The sequence below is a fragment of the Paenibacillus peoriae genome, from assembly GCF_022531965.1.
GTDB lineage: Bacteria > Bacillota > Bacilli > Paenibacillales > Paenibacillaceae > Paenibacillus > Paenibacillus polymyxa_D.
On record NZ_CP092831.1, the window covers coordinates 2,540,243 to 2,560,253 of the forward strand.

Below are 20,011 nucleotides of genomic sequence, written 5' to 3' on the forward strand. Positions count from 1 at the left end.
AAGTATTCTTTTTCTGACACAACGCTCATGTACGTAACAACGCACCATCCAACCGGGGAACAGGCCCCGAGAAGCAGGAGGGATGTCATTGAAAGCCTTATTTGAGAAGGAAAAAAATTACTGGAGTCATAAACTGGAATCTGAGGATCATACCATCTGCCTACCATACACTAACCATGTGTCCAGAAGTACAACTGTAACGAGTTTAAATTCCCATATGTACACGCTCACATTTCCAACTGAAATTTCCCAAAGAATATCATCTATAACAGGTGGCGCTCCATGGGCCGTGTTTATGGTCCTGCTTGCTGGAGTAGAGAGCTTATTGCATAAATACACAGGTGAGGAACGTGTGCTGCTGGGCATTCCGGTAGCCAAGTCTAGCAACGGTGCTACAAAGCCGATCAACCATCTACTTTTATTGAAAAATACGCTGGATTCCAGCACAACCTTCAAAGCCTTGCTGTCTCAAATCAAAACCTCTGTCGGCGAAGCTATTGAACATCAAAACATTCCTTTTTGGAACTATTCTGAATTACTTGACATTCAACGTGATGAGGATGGAAAGCCTCTTATTCACACCACAGTATCCTTGCGAAATATTCATATTTCTGATTTTTTGGATCACGTACAATCTGAACTAGATTTCCAGTTTCAATGGGAACATGAAGCGGTTTCCCTAAACGTAAAGTATAGTAGCGACCGTTATAGCGAGACGACGATTGAGCACTTTGTTGAGCAGCTTCTGCGGCTGTACACTATTGTTTTGCAGCAGCCAGAGTTGGCGATTTCCACAGCACAAGTGCTGTCAGAGCAAGAAATAGAGCAGCTGCTCCATACCTTCAACGATACAAATGTGGATTATCCACGTCATGCGTCTATTCATGAATTGTTCGAGAAACAGGCGAAGCAGACACCACAGCAGGTGGCGGTAGTGTATGGGCAAGATAGCCTAACCTATGCAGAATTGAATGAAAAGGCCAACCGACTGGCTCATTCTTTACGTAAGCAGGGAATCCGCACCGAGCAGACGGTCGGCATTGTAGCTGAACGCTCGATTGAGATGATTGTCGGTATGCTCGGAATTCTCAAAGCAGGTGGAGCGTATGTACCCATTGATTCTGATTACCCGGATGAGCGTGTACGCTATTTGCTGAAGGATTCCGGTGCGGACATACTGCTCGTGCAGCGAATGGAACATCGGCCCACTGATTTTAAGGGAATGGTGCTTGACCTTAGCGATGCCGCAATTTATGGAACGGATGATGCTGATCGTTACGATCCCATTTTGTCGAATGAGCACGGGACGAATACTGATTCGGGATACGTGGACTGCCTAGATCCGTTCTACTCCATTTCCGCCAGTCCCGAACTTGCTTCTACGACAACCATACAACCAGAAATCATGCAACCAAAAGCTACGCAATCAGAACAAGCAGAACCAGAACAAATACAGCAGACTTATGCAGCTAAAGAACAACCACAGGCGAGCGCAGCTGGTCGCTTGGCCTATATTATGTACACCTCAGGGACTACAGGCCAGCCCAAAGGGGTTATGGTGGAGCACCGTAATGTCGTGCGTTTGGTGACAAACACAAACTATGCACGCTTGAATGCCGACACACGCATTTTGCAGACCGGGTCTGTTGTCTTTGACGCGTCCACCTTCGAAGTTTGGGGTGCGCTATTGAACGGTGGACAGCTGGTGCTGGTGAGTCAGGATGTTATTTTGGACGCGCCCAAGCTCAAGGAAGTTGTCCGCAATCACGGCATTACCACGATGTGGCTGACCGCACCACTCTTTAATCAGCTATCCCAGCAGGACTTGGAACTATTTGAGGGGATGCGGGAGCTATTGGTCGGTGGTGATGTGCTGTCCGTACCGCATATTAATCGGGTATTGGAGGCCCATCCGAATCTACATATTATTAACGGCTACGGTCCGACGGAAAATACGACTTTTTCTACCACACAAGCCATTACTGGCGTTCAATCGGGATCTGTGCCCATTGGTAGCCCGATCTATAACTCGACGGCATATGTCGTGGACGGTTCGATGCAGCTCCAGCCTGTTGGAGCGTGGGGGGAACTGATTGTCGGCGGTGACGGGGTGGCTCGCGGATACCGCAACCGCCCAGAACTGACGACCGAAAAGTTCATTGACAGCCCGTTCCGTGGTGGCGAACGCTGCTATCGAACAGGGGACCTGGTGCGTTGGAATGCGGACGGGACGCTGGAATATAAGGGACGGATCGACGCGCAGGTAAAAATCCGGGGCTACCGGATCGAGCTGGGCGAGGTGGAAGCACAGCTGTTGAAGCTGGAGGCAGTCCGAGAAGCTGTTGTAATTGCACATGAAGATGAACAGGAGCAAAAGCTGCTCTGCGCATATGTGGTCACCCATGCGGAAGTAGCGACAAGTGAGCTGCGTAGCGCTTTGAGTCAGGAGCTGCCGGGCTACATGGTACCGTCGTATTTTGTACAGCTAGAGCAATTGCCACTGACGCCCAACGGCAAGGTGGATCGCCGAGCGTTGCCACAGCCAGAGGGAGGTGTAGGCTCAGGCGCAGAATATGTACCTCCTCAAAATCAATTACAAGCACAACTGGCTAGCATCTGGAAAGATGTGCTTGAGCTTGAGCGCATTGGCATTAAGGATAACTTTTTTGAGGCAGGAGGACATTCCCTGCGGGCGACACATGTCATATCACTCATCTATAAAGAATTGCATAGAAATGTGCAGCTAAAGGATCTGTTCCAGCATCCGACCATTGAACAGCTGGCGCAAGTTATTGAAGCACTGGAGCAAACCACTTATGAATCCATCCCTGTTACGGAGAATAAGCCATTTTATGCGGTCTCTTCGGCTCAAAAACGGATGTATATCCTCAATCAGCTTGATGGAGCGGGAATTAGCTATAACATACCTGGTGTCCTGACTCTGACCGGTTCACTTAATCACAAGGCACTGGATAGCGCGTTCCGTCAGCTTATTGACCGTCATGAAACATTGCGCACAAGTTTTGAGACCATGAACGGTGAACCTGTCCAGCGAGTACATGACGAGGTTCCTTTTTGCATGGAATTGACTAATGCTCACGGAGCTACCCCAAAGGAAACGGATGAGCTGGTACGTAACTTTGTCCAACCATTCGATCTGGGGCAGGCTCCGTTATTCCGAGTTGGTTTGATTGAAACAGACCCAGAGCATCATATTTTGCTCATGGATATGCATCATATCATTTCGGACGGCACCTCTATAAATGTACTAATTCAGGACTTCATTCATTTATATGCAGGCGACACGCTGCCCTCGTTACGCATTCAGTATAAAGACTACGCCGCTTGGCAACAGAAGCAGCAGCAAAGTGAACGCTACCGGGAACAGGAAAACTACTGGCTCAATACCTTCGCAGGAGAGCTACCAGTGCTTGATCTACCGACTGATTATCCACGGCCAGCGGTGAGAAGCTTTGAAGGAGATGTGCTGGAATTTACGCTTGACCAACGACAAAGCGCAGGCTTAAAAAGCATTGCGGTGCAGACGGAATCGACATTATATATGGTGCTGTTGGCAGCCTATTCGGCTTTGCTTAGCCACTATAGCGGGCAGGAGGATATTATTGTCGGTTCGCCAATTGCAGGGCGGCCCCATGCGGATCTTGGCAGTCTGATCGGGATGTTCGTGAATACACTGGCAATCCGTAATTATCCAGAAGGCGGGAAAACGTTCCGCGATTATGTGTTGGAGGTCAAGGAAAACGCGTTAAAGGCTTTTGAACATCAGGATTATCCGTTTGAAGAGCTAGTGGAGAAGCTGGGCGTGGATCGAGATTTAAGCCGTAATCCGTTATTTGATACCATGTTTGCACTACAAAACATAGAGCAAAAAGAGCAGCAGCTGGCGGGGTTGCAATTGGCATCTTATCCAAGTGAGCAAACGACGGCCAAATTTGATTTGAGTCTGTTCGCAGTGGAGGATGGAGAACAAATTTCCTGTGCTCTTCAATACGGAACTCGGCTGTACAAACGAGAAACCATTGAACGACTGACTGAACATTTGCAGCAGCTTATCAATGCGGTTACTCAACAGCCGGATATCGCTCTTTCGGCTATAGAAATGGTTTCGGCCCAAGAAAAAGAGCTGCTTGTGCAGAGATTCAATGATACGGTAGCAGACTATCCGTATCCACGAGATCAAGCACTGCATGTGCTGTTCGAGGAACAGGTAGCACAATCACCTGATCGGCTGGCCATCACCTTTGCGGACATGCAGCTTACCTACCGTGAGCTGAATGAACGTGCCGACCGTCTGGCACGCATTCTCGCTTCCCATGGGATACGGCGCGGGTCCGAGCCAGAGACACAGCGAGTAGCAATTATGGCTGAACGCTCCATTGAAATGGTCGTCGGTATGCTGGCGATTTTGAAGGTCGGAGGGGCTTACGTTCCCATTGATCCTGATTATCCTGAAGAGCGTATCCGTTATTTACTGGAGGATTCCGGTGCGGGGCTGTTACTGTTACAACGACGTGAGCAGATGCCTTTTGAACCAGGCATTCCGGTCATCGATTTGAGTGATGAACAACGATGGAGTACCAAATCTGAATTTGACGCTCATACGGATGGAACACTTCCGATTACAACAGGGGGATCTTCCTCGGATCTTGCGTATGTGATCTACACCTCTGGTACGACAGGCAAGCCGAAGGGCGTGATGATTGAGCACCGTAATGTCGTGCGCCTAGTGAAAAACAAAAGCTATGCCACGCTTGATGAAAATACACGTATGCTGCAATTGGGCGCAGTTGTGTTCGATGCCTCCACATTTGAAATCTGGGGAACGCTGCTGAACGGGGGACAACTGTATGTGGTAAGTCATGACACTATTCTGGATGCCTCCAAGCTCAAACAGGCAATTGACAAGTATCGTGTTAACACGATGTTCATGACCACGGCTTTATTCAATCAATATTCGCAGCAAGAAATCGGAGTGTTTGCGTCCTTGAAGGAGTTGCTCGTGGGTGGTGATGTGTTGTCTGTACCGCACGTCAATCGTGTGTTGAAGGAGTACTCGCAGCTTCGCCTAGCCAATATTTATGGGCCGACTGAGAACACCACCTTTTCCACCATCTATGATATTACAGAACCGCAAACCCAGGCTATTCCCATTGGACGTCCAATTGATCACTCGACCGCTTATGTGGTCAATCGTTCGTTGAAGCTGCAACCTATCGGGGCCTGGGGGGAACTGATCGTCGGTGGTGATGGTGTTGGGCGTGGATATCTGAATCGGCCCGAGCTTACGGCGGAAAAATTTATTGAAAGTCCATTCCGGTCTGGAGAATATTGCTATCGTACAGGGGACTTAGTGCGTTGGCGTGCTGATGGTGTACTGGAGTACAAGGGAAGAATGGATGAACAGGTCAAAATTCGCGGCTACCGCATTGAACTGGGTGAAATTGAAACCCGTTTGTCCACGATTCCAGGTGTGAAGGAATCAGTTGTTACCGTGCGGCAGGACGATCACGGACAAAAACAGCTATGTGCCTATTTTGTAACAGATAGCGAACTGAGCGCCAGCGACTTACGTAACATTTTGTCGCAGGATCTGCCTGGCTATATGGTGCCGTCCTACTTTGTGCAGCTCTCCAGACTGCCTTTGACGCTGAATGGCAAAGTAGACCGCAGGGCACTGCCCGCACCTGAGCACAATCTCGATACAGGTATGGACTATGTGGCACCCGAGACGGATGTCCAACAGGCACTGGCTACAGCTTGGGGAGCCATTCTTGGTATCCCGAAAGTCGGAATACAGGATAACTTTTTCCATTTGGGTGGTGACTCCATCAAGGCCATTCAAGTATCGTCCCGCTTATTTCAGGCTGGATACAAGCTGGAAATGAAGGACTTGTTCAAATACCCGACAATTGCAGGACTAAGCACATATATTCAGCCTGTTAACCGAATAGCCGAGCAGGGCGAGGTTACAGGAAATGTAGTGCTTACACCGATTCAGCGCTGGTTTTTTGAACAGCCAACGGGAGAACCACACTATTTTAACCAATCTGTCATGCTCTATCGTCAGGAAGGCTATGACGAACAGGCACTACGGCGGGCGCTCCATCAGATTACATCGCACCATGATGCACTGCGTATGGTTTTTAGTTTGTCGGAGAACGGATGTACAGCATGGAACCGCAGTGTAGAGGAAGGCGAACCGTACCATCTAGAGTGCTTTGATTATAATGACAGCGATGTAAACCAGCAAGATTTGGCGAAGATAATTGAAGCGAAGTGCAATGAAATTCAATCTGGTATTTCTCTAAGTGAAGGTCCGCTGATGAGACTGGGGCTGTTCCGTTGCCCGGATGGAGATCATCTGCTGGTCGTGATTCATCATTTGGCGGTGGACGGGGTATCTTGGCGCATTTTATTCGAGGATTTGGCGACTGCCTATGATCAAGCTTCCAAGGGTGAACAGGTGATTCAGCTGCCTCATAAAACAGATTCGTTCCAAACATGGGCCGAGCAGCTGCACGCTTATGCCAACAGCCCAGCTATGGAACGTGAGCAAGCGTATTGGGGGAAACTTGCACAAGCGGAACGGGCTCCTTTGCCGCAGGATTACGGGTATAATGAGCACGAAAAGCCATTGATTGGCGATAGTGAGTCGGTTACTGCTTTGTGGACACACGCAGAGACAGAGCAGCTGCTCAAACAGGCCAATCGTGCCTACCGTACAGAAATTAATGACCTGTTGCTAACGGCGGTAGGAATGGCATTGCAAGCATGGAGTGGAAATGATCGGTTCCTGATTAATCTGGAGGGACATGGACGTGAAGCCATTTTACCAGAGGTGGACATTACCCGGACGATAGGGTGGTTTACAAGCCAATATCCTGTTTTGCTCGATATGCCGGAAGAACTGGCACTTTCGCAACGGATTAAGCGGGTGAAGGAAGGACTGCGCGGCATCCCGCAAAAAGGGATTGGCTACGGTGTACTGAAATACTTAGCCGATCATCAGACACAGGCACCGGAGGCATCTCCAGCCCTATTTACGACAGACCCCGAAATCAGCTTTAACTATTTGGGACAGTTCGATCAGGATATGAAAGGGAACGACTTGCAATCATCCTCATATGAGGGTGGGATGCCGCTGAGCCCGACCATGGCTCGAACGTATACGCTGGATTTTGGTGGCATCATTTCGGGAGGTCAACTGGGTCTGACGATTAGCTATAGCCGTACCAGCTATAGACCGGAGACGATCGAGCGATTGGCGAAATTACTGGAATCGAGCCTGCGCGAAATTTTGGTGCATTGCATCCATAAAGAACACCCGGAGCTTACCCCAAGTGATATTTCCTATAAAGGAATGAGTGTGGAGGGCTTGGACAGCCTCTTATCTGAAATGGGTGCTGCAGGTGAGATCGACAATGTATATGCACTGACCCCGATGCAGAAAGGGATGCTGTTTCACAGCCAGCTAGATAGTCAAGCAGCCGCGAATGACGCGTATTTTGAGCAGGTTTCTTATGATATGCGAGGTCAGATGGACATTCGGGCTTTTGCAGAAAGCCTGAATATTCTGGTTCGGCGACATGAGGCGCTGCGTACACATTTTTATTTTGGCAGAGATACGGAACCGTTGCAGGTGGTGTATCGAAATCAGGATTGCGGCTTTCAATATGAAGATTTACACCATCTGGAGAAGGATGAAATAGATACCCGGGTGAAAAATTTCAAGCTACAAGATAAAGCACGAGGCTTTGATCTGCGTAGGGATGTTCTGCTGCGTGTAGCGATTTTACGTACCGGAGAAGACAGCTATCATTTTGTATGGAGCTTCCATCATATCGTCATGGACGGCTGGTGTCTGTCCCTTATAAATAAAGAAGTGTTTGAAAGCTATGCAGCACTTCAGGAGGGCAGAGTACCAGAGCTAGCACCCGCAGTGCCGTACAGCCGCTTTATTGAATGGCTCGAAGCACAGGATCGCAAGGCGGCAACCGACTACTGGAGCAGCTATTTATCCGGATATGAGCAGCAAACAGCATTACCAGCTGTAAAATCCGGTCGCAAGAGTGGAGGCAACACGGCTAGTGATTGGGTGACGGTTTTGGAACGTGAGTTGACCCTCCGGGTGGAGGAGACGGCTAAGCGATATCAAGTGACCATGAATACGTTATTACAAACCGTCTGGGGGATTGTGCTGCAAAAATATAACAACCACAGTGACGTCGTATTTGGCAGTGTCGTCTCAGGCCGTCCATCGGATATTATCGGGGTAGAGGATATTATCGGCTTGTTCATTAATACCATTCCTGTTCGCATCCTTAGTGAGGCAGGGGAATCTTTTGCAGAAGTTATGAAGAAAACGCAGGAGCAGGCTCTGGCTTCTCATGCGTATGATACGTATCCACTGTTTGAGATTCAGGCATTGACCGATCAGAAACAGGATTTAATTAACCATATTATGGTGTTTGAAAATTATCCGGTAGATGAGCAGGTCGAAGAACTGGGAAGTGACGGGCAGGAACTATTCCCGATCTCCAACGTGGTGGCTGCGGAGCAGACTAACTATGATCTGAGCTTAGTCGTTATGCCAGGAGAATGCATCAAGATTCGTTTTATGTATAATGCGTTAAGTTATGATCAAACAGGCATTAAGCGTCTGCATGGACATTTTGTGAATCTGTTGGAGCAAGTTTTGCTTAACCCGAATGTTTGCATAGAAGAGCTGGAACTGGTTACAGCGGCGGAAAAACAACAAATTACAGGAGAGTTTAATAACACTGCCTCTGCATATCCAAGCAATCACACGATCCAAAAATTGTTTGAGGAGCAGGCAGAGCGTACGCCGGATCATATTGCCGTCGCTTTGGGTCATCAATCATTGACCTACCGGGAGCTCAATGAGACAGCCAACCGATTAGCGCATACGCTGCGTGATGCAGGGGTGAAACCCGATGAACCTGTTGGCATTTTGACGGAGCGCTCGCTGGATATGATTACGGGAACACTCGCTATTTTGAAGGCTGGTGGCGCGTATGTGCCGGTAGATCCACAATATCCGGAGGACCGTATCCGTTATATGCTGGAGGACTCGGGAGCCAAACTGCTGCTGGCTCAACAAGATTTGCTGGATCGTTGCTATTTTGACGGACAGATTGTTAATCTGAATGAGGATACGTCCTACAGTGCAGATGCTTCCAATCTGGGTATAGATGGAGCGGGTAATCATGCTGCTTATGTTATTTATACCTCAGGCTCAACAGGTAAGCCTAAGGGTGTCGTTGTTGAGCATCAAAGTGTCGTGCGCCTTGTCCGCAATACCGATTATGTGCCATTTGATGAATCGACTCGAATGCTGCAGACTTGCGCGTTTGTATTTGATGTATCTACGTTTGAAATTTGGGGCGCGCTGCTGAACGGCGGTCAGCTTGTTCTTGTGCATAAGGATGATCTATTGGACGCGGCCAAGCTTAAAGAGACGATACGGGATCATCGCATCACCATGATGTGGCTGACCACACCGTTATTTAATCAGCTTTCACAGCAGGATAGTAAACTTTTCGGCGATGTGAAGTATTTGCTGGTTGGTGGTGATGTTTTGTCTGCACCCCATATTAACCGGGTTCTGCGTGATAATCCGGACATGAACATCATTAACGGCTATGGACCAACGGAAAATACAACCTTTTCGACGACGTATCACATTACGGAAGAACAGCTGGATTCTGTGCCGATCGGACGTCCCATCTGCAATTCGACGGCGTATGTTGTGGATTCGTCATTTAACCTGCAACCGGTCGGAGCCTGGGGTGAGCTGGTTGTCGGCGGAGACGGAGTTGCACGTGGTTATTTAAATCGTCCTGAGCTGACGGCTGAGAGATTTCTTGCTAACCCGTGGGTGGACGGAGATCGCCTGTACTGTACAGGAGATCTTGTTCGCTGGCGTGAAGACGGCATATTGGAATACGCCGGACGGATTGATCAACAGGTTAAAATTCGCGGTTACCGGATTGAGCTGGGCGAAGTGGAGGCGCGGCTGGCAAGTGTACCGTCCGTGCGGGATAGCGTCGTTATCGCTTTGCGGGATGGAACGGGTCAACAGCAATTATGTGCTTACTTCACTGCCAATGAACAGCTGACCGTCCGTGAGATTCGAGCTGCGATGTCGGCCAGTCTGCCGAGCTATATGATTCCATCCGCATTTGTACAACTGGATCGGCTTCCGCTGACGACAAACGGCAAAATCGATCGCAAAGCTTTACCTGTGCCGGACAAAGGGCTGCACACGGGTATAGAATATGTCGCCCCGCGAACCGATGTGGAGCAGTTGCTGGCATCTATTTGGCAGGAAGTGCTTGAAATTCCACAAGTGGGTATCTATGATGACTTTTTCACGTTGGGTGGACATTCCTTGAAAGTACTGGAGCTTATACGCAAAGTTCACCTTGCCACAGACATTGAGCTCCCCATCCGTAGTGTCATGGACTTCCCGACCATAGAAGAGCAGGCGCTCACATTATTGAAAGCCGATCTGGAATACAAGGCCGATAGTCCAATCATTCGGTTGAATGAACACGGTCCGATCTCTATCTTCTGCTTTCCTCCTATGCTTGGATACGGGCTGTCGTTCGCGGAGCTGGCCAAACAACTGGATCAGGACGCAGTCGTGTATGGATTGGAGTTCGTGGATGATGCTGCGGATGAGCAGGCCATGCTGGCACGTTACGTTGATTTGATCGTCAGCACGCAAGCGCAAGGTCCGTATGTGCTGCTTGGTTATTCCATAGGCGGTAATCTGGCGCATAAGGTTGCTGACACACTGGAACGTCAAGGTCATACCGTATCCGATATTTTTATGCTCGATTCGGTCAAAAGGGCGGAAGCCCTGCCCTTCACAGCTGAAGAAACAGAGCATGAAATTCATGACATGCTGGAACAGGTTCCCGACTCCTACCGTGAGCTGTTGAATGAAACGTACCAACGTAAAATGATCGCTTACGCGGTGTATGGCAACCAGCTTGTGAATACAGAGAGCGTTCAGGCGAATATTCACGGCTTTGTCGCCGTTGGATCGGAAACGGTGAGGGGTACAGGAGATAATCGACTTTTATGGAAAGACGCTACACAAGGTAGCTATGAAGAGCATAGCTTGATTGGTAATCATTATGAACTACTGGAACCTGGATTTATCGAGGAAAATGTAAAAAGTATCCGTGCCGCAATACAAAAGATAACTCGGAACACGGACAAAGACATGACACAAGATTTAGCACATCATAAATCTTGAAAATCTACGGTTGATGATTTTAAGAACTGAATCACTAATTTTTTAATCTGTAACACATGAATCCTGATCGACAGGTAAGATGCCTTCTGCTTACACGACTCGATCAGGATTCGCTTTATTATGTGCACTCCCGCGATGGGAAGTGCGATGATTCCATAGCGCCATGCTGATGGCTTCCATACGGAGTATAAATATCTGCTCGCTATGCAATCACCGCACGGTTCAAATCATTAAATCAACTTCATACGTAAGGATGGTACTTCAATATGAAGAATAAAGGCATTTGCTACCTATCCGCATTTTTAGCAGCGTTGTTTCTCTGGAACCTGCTCATTGCTCCGGCATGGGCAATAGACAGCATAACACCTAATTCATTGGAAAAAAAAGTGGACGATATCATGGTTACAAAATTGGAAAAATTGCATATTCCGGGGGCTGCGGTCGTCGTGACTCAGGGAACCCAAATTCTTTTTAGTAAAGGCTACGGATATGCAGATCTGGAGCGGAAAATGGCATTCGATCCAGCAAAGACCATTGTTCGTGTCGGCTCTCTAACCAAATCATTTAGTGCAAGCGCCACGATGCAGCTGGTTGAGCAAAACAAGCTTGATTTGAATGAAGACGTGAATAACTATCTCCACAGCTATAAAGCTACGCAATACCAGAATCAGCCTTTCAATTTGCATCAGCTTTTGACACATACCTCAGGATTGGATGAAGCGCTGTACGACATTAACAGCTCGACTCGGGCAGGAGTTTTACCCACAGAACAGTATCTCAGCACGTATTTTCAAAATCAGCCACCTATCCGCAAACCTGGAATTCAGTATGAATACAGTAATGTCGCCTTCGGTCTGATCGGTAATATCGTGGAGCAAGTAAGCGGTCAGGGACTGAATGATTACCTTCGTACACATCTGTTCCAGCCGATGAATATGCCCAGCGCGACACTGGAATTGCCGTTAAATCATCCTGCACAGGCCCAGTCGTATCAGTGGAAGGATGGAGCGTATTTGAAACAGCCTTTGTCGTATATCAATCTGCCCGGAGCAGGAGCGTTGAACGTCACACCCAACGAGTTTTCCCATTACTTGATCACTCATTTAAACCAAGGCAAGTATGAGGGCAAAGTGGTGCTCCAACCACATACGGTAAAAGTGATGCATGCGCAGCAATTTGCAGTCGATGCACGCCTGGATGGCGTGGGCTACGGATTTTTTCGTGGTCATTTGGAGACAGGAGTACCTATGCTGTGGGCTACCGGGGAAATTGATGATTTTATTTCCGAAATGGTACTGATTCCGTCACAAAAGATCGGTATTTTTGTGATCATTAATTCAGCTGACACGGACACTCTGCTTCATGGAAAAGTCATCGATGCGATAGCCCAAATGCTGCCCGCAAATCCGCAGGCCGCTTCTCAGTCACTGGCTCGTTCTACCACGCAAGTGAAGCTTTCGCCAGAGATTGAGGGCGTATATCAGGTGGATTCTAATCCTGTTCATGGGTGGGGAAAATGGATTCGAATACTGGGAAACATTACATACACCGTGCGAATTCAAGATGATCATACGTTAATTGTTAAAGGAAAATACCCAAATGAGAATGAAGCAACAGACAAAGTTTTTCAAGCAGCAGGCGATGGATTGTTTGTGGAAAAGGGGGGCCAGCTTAAAATTTTGCTGTATCAGGAAAACGGTACGTGGATGATGGTTGCCCCGGATAGTAAAACCATGAAGCAAACGACACTTTGGCACCGCACCTGGACTCTACTTGTCAGCTATGCAGCCGCCTCCTTATTTTTCATCACAACCTTGCTGATTTGGATCGTAAGATATGTGATCAAAGCTATCCGTAAAACGAATAATCACATTTCGTCCAACCTTGCATTCATTGCGTCACTAAACACGATTTTTCTCGGAGTGCAGGTCGTCTATGGTAACAATCAGATCGTGTATGGCTATTCCGCGTGGTATATCTGGGGAATTTGCACACTGCCGCTCATTTCAGCACTCATTGCCGTGTGGGTATTGATCGTGAATGGCGCAAAGCTGATTACAGGGGAAAGAAGAACCCGGGCTGCCGGGAAAATCCTATTTGCGGTGCTCACATTGCTGCATACAGTGTATCTCTTTTATTGGAATTTTCTTCCTATCCATTATTCCTAAAGATTTACAAAACAATGCATATTCGAACATAAATGAATGCTAAAATTTGTATTTGATGCCCCCCAGAAGGGCTTTAAACCAACAAACAGGAGGGAAAGAATGGGAATCTTTCATCGTTTTACATCCCGTAGCTTCAAATATGCAACCGCTATGGTTTTCGCTTTATCGTTGTATGCTGGTGTTGCGGGCAGCATACAACCGGCACGGGCAGAAGGTCCGGCGGACCCAGCCCCCTTCATTGCAGCGAAAGTGGTCAATGAGAACGCTGGTAAAAAAGTGCTGTTTGATAATACTCATGGACAGACAGCTGGCGCAGCAGATTGGGTGATTGATGGTGGATTTTCAGACTTCGGCCAAGCCCTCGCGAGCAATGGCTATGATGTACACGAGCTTCGCCAATCTACGCCCATTACTTACAATGATCTAAAGAATTATGATGTATTTGTTACAGCAGAGCCGAATATTCCTTTTAAACAGAGCGAACAGGCTGCAATGGAGCAGTATGTAAAAGCAGGCAATAGTATTTTTTTCATTGGAGATCATTATAACGCGGACCGCAACAAGAATCGCTGGGACGGATCGGAGAGCATTAATGGCTATCGTCGTGGTGCATGGGAAGACCCTGCGAAGGGAATGAGTGCGGAAGAAAAAAGCTCGGCAGCAATGCAGGGCGTAGTCAGCTCAGATTGGCTGGGCAGCCAGTTTGGTGTGCGCTTTCGCTACAATGCATTAGGCGATATCACGGCCAATCAGATTGTCGAGCCAGCACAGGCGTTCGGCATTACAGCTGGAGTGAGTAATGTGGCAATGCATGCAGGATCAACACTCGCAATTATCGACCCAGCGAAAGCCAAGGGAATCGTATATCTTCCTAAAACCAATCAGGCTTGGGGCAACGCGGTAGATCAGGGCGTGTATAATGGAGGCGGCATTCCGGAAGGACCTTATGCAGCTGTATCGAAAGTAGGACTAGGCAAAGCTGCTTTCATTGGGGACTCGTCTCCTGTCGAAGATGCAACGCCAAAATATTTGCGCGAAGAGACAGGAACCAAGAAGACAACGTATGACGGCTTTAAGGAGCAGGATGACGCCGAGTTACTGGTCAATATCGTAGACTGGTTGTCCAAGAAGGAGGAGTATACCAGCCTGACGGAAGTGAAAAGCTTACAGCTGGACCAGCCGACGGCATTACTGCCTTTTGAAGAGCCACAGGCTTCCACGGAACCACAAGCCGAGCCTTGGTCCGCTCCCGCAGCTGGCTACAAATGGTGGGATCAGCGAACCTTCAAAGCAGGGTCCTATGGCGGACCTACAGCCAGTGCGCAGCCTGTGTACAACATCGTTCGTCAAGAGCAGCTGCCCAATGCACAGCCTTTTCAAATTCGAGTTACTGCCGATCAGCTGGCTCCCAATAGTACGATTAGCGGATTCAGCACAGGTATTTATATAGAGGGCGGCAATCAAGTAGCCCAGATTCAAAATCCGGATGGAAGCTGGCCAACCTCTTACGGCTATAGCGGAACATTTAGTCTGGAGTCCAACGGCAAAGGGCATGCCTATAAGGACTTGACGGTGCGAATCAAGCCGGGAACCAGTGGTTCAGCTAATCTTAGACTGAGGCAAAACGGCAGCAATCTGCTGACTCAATCCGTCGTGTTGGCTGATGTCCCGGCCCAGCCGTTGCCTGAGGAAGGCAATACGGTTCCAGCTCGTATCAGTGTCGCAGAAGCACGGAGTCTCCCGGCTGGTAAAGTCGTGACCTTAGAGGGTGTTGTGACGACAGAACCAGGTGTATTCGGTGGTCAAGCCTTTTACATGCAGGATGAAAGTGGCGGTATTTATGTATATCAGAACCAAAGCGGCTTTCACCAAGGGGATCGAGTAAAGCTTACAGCAAGCTTGGCACTGTTTAATAGTGAGCTAGAGTTAACCGATCCAGTGGCAATTGAAAAAACGGGAGAAGGACAACTTCCAGAAGCTGTACAAGTCACCCAACTCAGTGATGCGAGCCAAGGACAGTTGGTTGAGCTTCCTACGGCAATGATTCGTAATGTGATAGACGCGACTCCCGTAGGTTCGTTTGAATTTGATGCAGTATCAGGTGAAGTAAGTCACCATGTGCGTGTCGATGCACGTACAGGCTTAACACGGACAACTTTTCCATATCAAGAAGGACAGCACGTGAAGCTAAAAGGAATTTCGGCGATTTTCAAAGGGAATTATCAGTTGAAACCGCGTGGACTGGATGATTTTTCAGCTCAGGCAGGTGCAGAGTTGCAAGAAGTAGAGCTTTCACTGGATCAAACGACCCTCAACATTGGGGATACGGCAGTGACACATCTCAAGGGTACGCTGACAGATGGCAGCGAAGCAGATTTAAACCGCGCTTCTGTTCAGTATGTCAGCAGTCATGAATCCGTTTCGCTGGATACGTATGGAGAACTTAAGGCCCTAAAAGAGGGGAGCGCGGAGATTACAGCCAGCGTTACCTTGGATGGTAAAACGGTCGTATCCAATCCTGTAACTGTTAGAGTCGAAAAGACTGGTGTAGGTGAAGTGCCGAGTAAACCTGTGCTGTCGCATGATAACGGGCAGGACACTGGGCTGAAGGATGGCAATTACAACATCACTATGGATCTGTGGTGGGGTACGAATGGTGATGAACTCAAGTTGTACGAAAATGACAAGCTGATTGGCACTCAATCGTTGCAAGCGGCTTCTCCTGGAGCACAGCATGCAGTCATTCCTGTTACAGGTAAGACCAACGGTACCTACACGTATACTGCAGAACTGATCAACGCTTCTGGTAAAACGACCAGCGACCCGTTAACTGTCGAAGTGACCGATGCTTCTCCTGGCATTCCAGTGCTGTCTCATGACAATTGGGATGGTGATGGTGCCTATACTCTTGCTATGAACATGTGGTGGGGCACAAATGCGACGAAATACAACTTGTATGAAAACGGAAAGCTGATCGACGCGCAGGATCTGCTGAGCCAAAGTCCGCAGGCCCAAAGTGCAGTGACCAGCATCCAAAATCAAAAGCCGGGTACATATGAGTACCGGGCCGAGTTAGTCAATGCTTCAGGAGAAGTTTCTAGTCAAACGATAAGTGTAGAAGTAAAGGGCCATGAAGTAGAAATGATGGGCCGTTAAAAAGTAAGAGCATCTATTGACCTCGTGAGAGTCTATAGATGCTTTTTTATTTTTTTACGAAGCGGGAATTATCATTTTAGGATTGGGTTGGCGAAGCGGAAAGTCCCTCTATATCTGAGGAGCCATAGAAGAACATGGCAACTAGAATCACAATAATGACAACCTCTGCAAAATATTCTCCATCAAACTCACTCACCACATAACTCTCCTTTCGCCACTTGTTAATTATTTATTTTCTGTGAAAAGGCTTGTATCACCTGGTCCAGTGTCATATTCCCGTTATCATTTAAAAATTTCACCATATTATCGACATTGGATGGAGTGGATGCTAGTGTTTTGTATTTTCCTGTGAGTCCTAAAAACAATGTTGCTTGTCTGTATAAAGTCACCGAATCGACGTTTAGTTTTCCTGTTAGTAGGAGGGCTGCCACAAGGACCTCCACATTTTTTCCTTGAAGCGCGGAAAAGATAGCCGAATTACTGTTTAATCCATTTTTCTTTTGACCGTTAGGTGGGGATTTGGATTTACGATTCCCGTTTCCATTGCCATTCCCATTGCCGTTCTTTCCTAAGGAAGCCATTGAATCTTCCTCCCGCCATATACTGTTCTTGCCTGGTTTTTATGAAAATTCGGGACAAGGACAGCGGCACTACAGTGCTCATCAAAATACGTTATGATCATACGATATGCGAATAAGAGAGCATTGGTTACTATAAGAATCACCCTGGCTGAAGGCAGTTGGCTACTGTTATCCAGTAATTTATTTCGCATGTTGGTCCGATTTAGAGTAAACTACAATAAAGCAAGCCAAATGATCAATTGCATAAATCCCAGAGCGTTTTCAATCAGCAATGTTTAGACTAAAACGGTTTAGTTCGTTTATTGTATTTTTGAGCGTTGAATTGGAATTAAGCAAAATGCTGAAATAGGAGTTGTAGATAAAATATGTCGAATGAAGAAGTATTGTTAACTAAAGAGGGATTGGCCAAGCTGGAGGATGAGCTAAAGGAACTGAAGACCGTAAAACGCAAGGAGCTAGCCGAACGCCTTAAGTTGGCTATCAGCTACGGCGATTTGAAAGAAAATAGTGAGTATCACTCAGCCAAGGACGACCAAGCGTTTATGGAAACCCGCATTCTCATATTGGAGAAGATGCTGACCAAAGCCCGGGTCGTGGATGAGAGTAATTTAGACCTTAGAACCGTTAGTATTGGATCGACTGTCATTTTGAATGACATCGAATTTTCAGAAAAGATGGAATACAAAATTGTAAGTCCTGCTGAGGCGGATGTTCTTGATAACAAAATTTCCTATGAGAGTCCTTTAGGCAAGGCACTTTTGGGAAAAGAAGTGGGCAGTATCATTCATGTGGATGCACCCATGGCTGTAATTAAATATGAGCTGCTTGAAATTAAGCTCACATAGTTCATTCCCGATTCCCTTATATGAGGGGGCCGGGATTTTTTTATTTCTCGCTGCTTACATACCGTCCATGTGGAGCACAGTTGCACTCCACATACACTGGACAGGATTTTCTTTACTCCGCTAAGCGCACTAAGTTAGTCCGTCATTAGGAAGCCTGCTTGCTCCAATGCAGCGCAGGCATCATTAATTTTATCTTCATCCGAGGCATTCAAGGTGTGCAGGTGGATGCCTCCCGTCAGCTGGGACAAATAAGTGGCCTGGGTGGAGCTGATTTTACGGATAAAATCGTCCACTTCCTTGCGAGTTCCAACCCGTATCGGAGCAGTCAGATCCCCGTATACCGGATGCTCAACAATAACATCCTGCACACTTACACCGTAGTCCACAATCAGCTTTAGTTCCTCTTCTGTCTGTTCAGGTCGATGTTTACACACAATAATACGTGAGGCTAAGGGAGTTGCCTGACCCGCAGGCTCCATATAAATGTATCCTTGACTCGTTGCAAGGATAGGCTCTTGGCTTGCTTTTAACAGGGAAATATCCTGTACAATTACTTGTCGGGAGACGGAGGATCTGCGCGCCAGTTCGCTCCCGGTCAGTGGTGATTCGCTCTTGAGCCACAATAGTAGCTGTTCGCGGCGATCCGTACCTGACCGTTTTAAAGATTCAGTCAACGGGATAAGCTCCTTTCTTTTCGATGCGTCAGGTCTGTCAAAATATCTACCAATACATTCAATTCCTCGATGGTGGTCGTTCTTCCGAAAGAAACACGGATAAATTGTAACGCTTCACGGCCGGATGCTCCAAGCGCCTGTAAGGCAGGCGAAGGATCGTGGTGTCCGGCAGCACATGCGCTTCCAGTGGATATACAGACACCTCTGCGATTACATTCCAGCATAACATATTGTCCCTCGTAACCGTGAAAAAAACAGCCTACTATATGATGAAGCGCTGCTTTATTCTCGCTTTCCTGTACCACCCAACGTAACGGAATGGATCTTTCCTGAATTTTCGTAATAAAGTGTCTTCTCAGGGTAGCATATCGCTCCTGATGCGACTCCATCTGTTCGGTCATCATTTCTGCCGCCGCGACAAAGGCTGCAATCCCGGGAACATTAACCGTTCCAGGACGAAATCCGTTTTCATGTAGTGTATCAGGGTACACGGGACGCCATGGGGTTCCGGGTTTGAGATATGCAGCACCGACGCCTTTGGGGCCATACACTTTATGGCTCGATACAGAGAGTGCATCTACTCCCATGGCTTCTACATCTACGAGAATATTCCCAAATGTCTGTACCGCATCACTGTGCAGCAAAATACCCCGTTCGCGTAGCAGGGGAGATAAGGCAGCAAGGTCCTGAACTAGTCCCGTTTCCGAATTGGCGTGTTGTACGGAGACAAGTCCGGTGTTTTCTCTCAGGTGAGGTAAAAGAGCTTCGCGAGACATTCGTCCTTCCCGATCCGGTTGCACAATGGTCAGTTCATAGCCCTGACGTTCCAGCAAAGTAGCAAGATTGTACATCGAGTGATGCTCCAAAGCGCTCATGATCCAATGCTTTTTATGCTGCGGCAACCCGTTCAGGATCGATTGCACAATCAACATATTGGATTCTGTTCCCCCTGTTGTAAAATAGATGCCTTCCTTTTGCCCGCCAATCATATTTGCTATTCGTTGCCTGCTGTAATCCAGCGTGTAGGCTGCTTGACCGCCCGCATCATGAAGGCTGCTGGCATTTCCGAACATTTCCTTATTTAATACGTTATACATATTTAAAGCTTCACCACACATGGGTGTAGAAGCGGCATAGTCGAGATAAATCACACCAAATCCTCCCTGCTTAAAAATAATTCCATTCAAAAACTCTTGAGATTATTGTAGGCATGTGTAAATATAAGTGTCAAGACACTTGTAAATATGAATGTACACAAAGCGGTTATCTGTTCGCTGAG

7 protein-coding genes are annotated in these 20,011 nt (G+C 47.7%); 4 read left to right on the plus strand and 3 right to left on the minus strand.

From position 1 onward, the window contains the following. Positions 1 to 88: 88 nt before the first annotated feature. From MLD56_RS11415 to MLD56_RS11425, 3 genes are all read left to right on the plus strand, one after another. Positions 89 to 11,308 (plus strand): non-ribosomal peptide synthetase, encoded by an 11,220-nt coding sequence (locus tag MLD56_RS11415; RefSeq protein WP_029514842.1) that lies wholly within the window; start codon positions 89 to 91, stop codon positions 11,306 to 11,308. 266 nt (positions 11,309 to 11,574) lie between these two features. Then, positions 11,575 to 13,476 (plus strand): serine hydrolase domain-containing protein, encoded by a 1,902-nt coding sequence (locus MLD56_RS11420; RefSeq protein WP_029514844.1) that lies wholly within the window; start codon positions 11,575 to 11,577, stop codon positions 13,474 to 13,476. 99 nt (positions 13,477 to 13,575) lie between these two features. Next, positions 13,576 to 16,632, plus strand: coding sequence for an endonuclease (locus MLD56_RS11425; RefSeq protein ID WP_029514845.1), 3,057 nt, complete (start codon positions 13,576 to 13,578; stop codon positions 16,630 to 16,632). Positions 16,633 to 16,853: 221 nt separating this feature from the next. Here MLD56_RS11425 and MLD56_RS11430 read toward each other — a convergent pair whose 3' ends face one another. Next, on the minus strand, positions 16,854 to 17,213 hold the full coding sequence (locus MLD56_RS11430; RefSeq protein WP_029514846.1) for a hypothetical protein: 360 nt from the start codon (positions 17,211 to 17,213) through the stop codon (positions 16,854 to 16,856). Between the two features lie 365 nt (positions 17,214 to 17,578). Between MLD56_RS11430 and greA the strand changes: the two genes are divergently transcribed. Then, positions 17,579 to 18,058: a transcription elongation factor GreA gene (greA, locus tag MLD56_RS11435; RefSeq protein ID WP_013310174.1), complete on the plus strand. Its 480-nt coding sequence runs from the start codon at positions 17,579 to 17,581 to the stop codon at positions 18,056 to 18,058. A 134-nt stretch (positions 18,059 to 18,192) separates the two neighbouring features. On the opposite strand, the gene MLD56_RS11440 is transcribed toward greA, so the two are convergent. After that, positions 18,193 to 18,732: a transcription repressor NadR gene (locus MLD56_RS11440; protein ID WP_029514848.1), complete on the minus strand. Its 540-nt coding sequence runs from the start codon at positions 18,730 to 18,732 to the stop codon at positions 18,193 to 18,195. Continuing rightward, positions 18,729 to 19,883, minus strand: coding sequence for an IscS subfamily cysteine desulfurase (locus MLD56_RS11445; RefSeq protein WP_029514849.1), 1,155 nt, complete (start codon positions 19,881 to 19,883; stop codon positions 18,729 to 18,731). Before MLD56_RS11445 ends, MLD56_RS11440 begins: the two co-directional genes overlap by 4 nt. Between the last annotated feature and the right edge of the window lie 128 nt (positions 19,884 to 20,011).

Excerpts from the sequence above, each read along its gene's own strand:
- greA (WP_013310174.1), top strand. The coding sequence starts at position 17,579 with ATGTCGAATGAAGAAGTATTGTTAACTAAAGAGGGATTGGCCAAGCTG.
- MLD56_RS11425 (WP_029514845.1), top strand. The coding sequence starts at position 13,576 with ATGGGAATCTTTCATCGTTTTACATCCCGTAGCTTCAAATATGCAACC.
- MLD56_RS11430 (WP_029514846.1), bottom strand. The coding sequence starts at position 17,213 with ATGGCTTCCTTAGGAAAGAACGGCAATGGGAATGGCAATGGAAACGGG.
- MLD56_RS11420 (WP_029514844.1), top strand. The coding sequence starts at position 11,575 with ATGAAGAATAAAGGCATTTGCTACCTATCCGCATTTTTAGCAGCGTTG.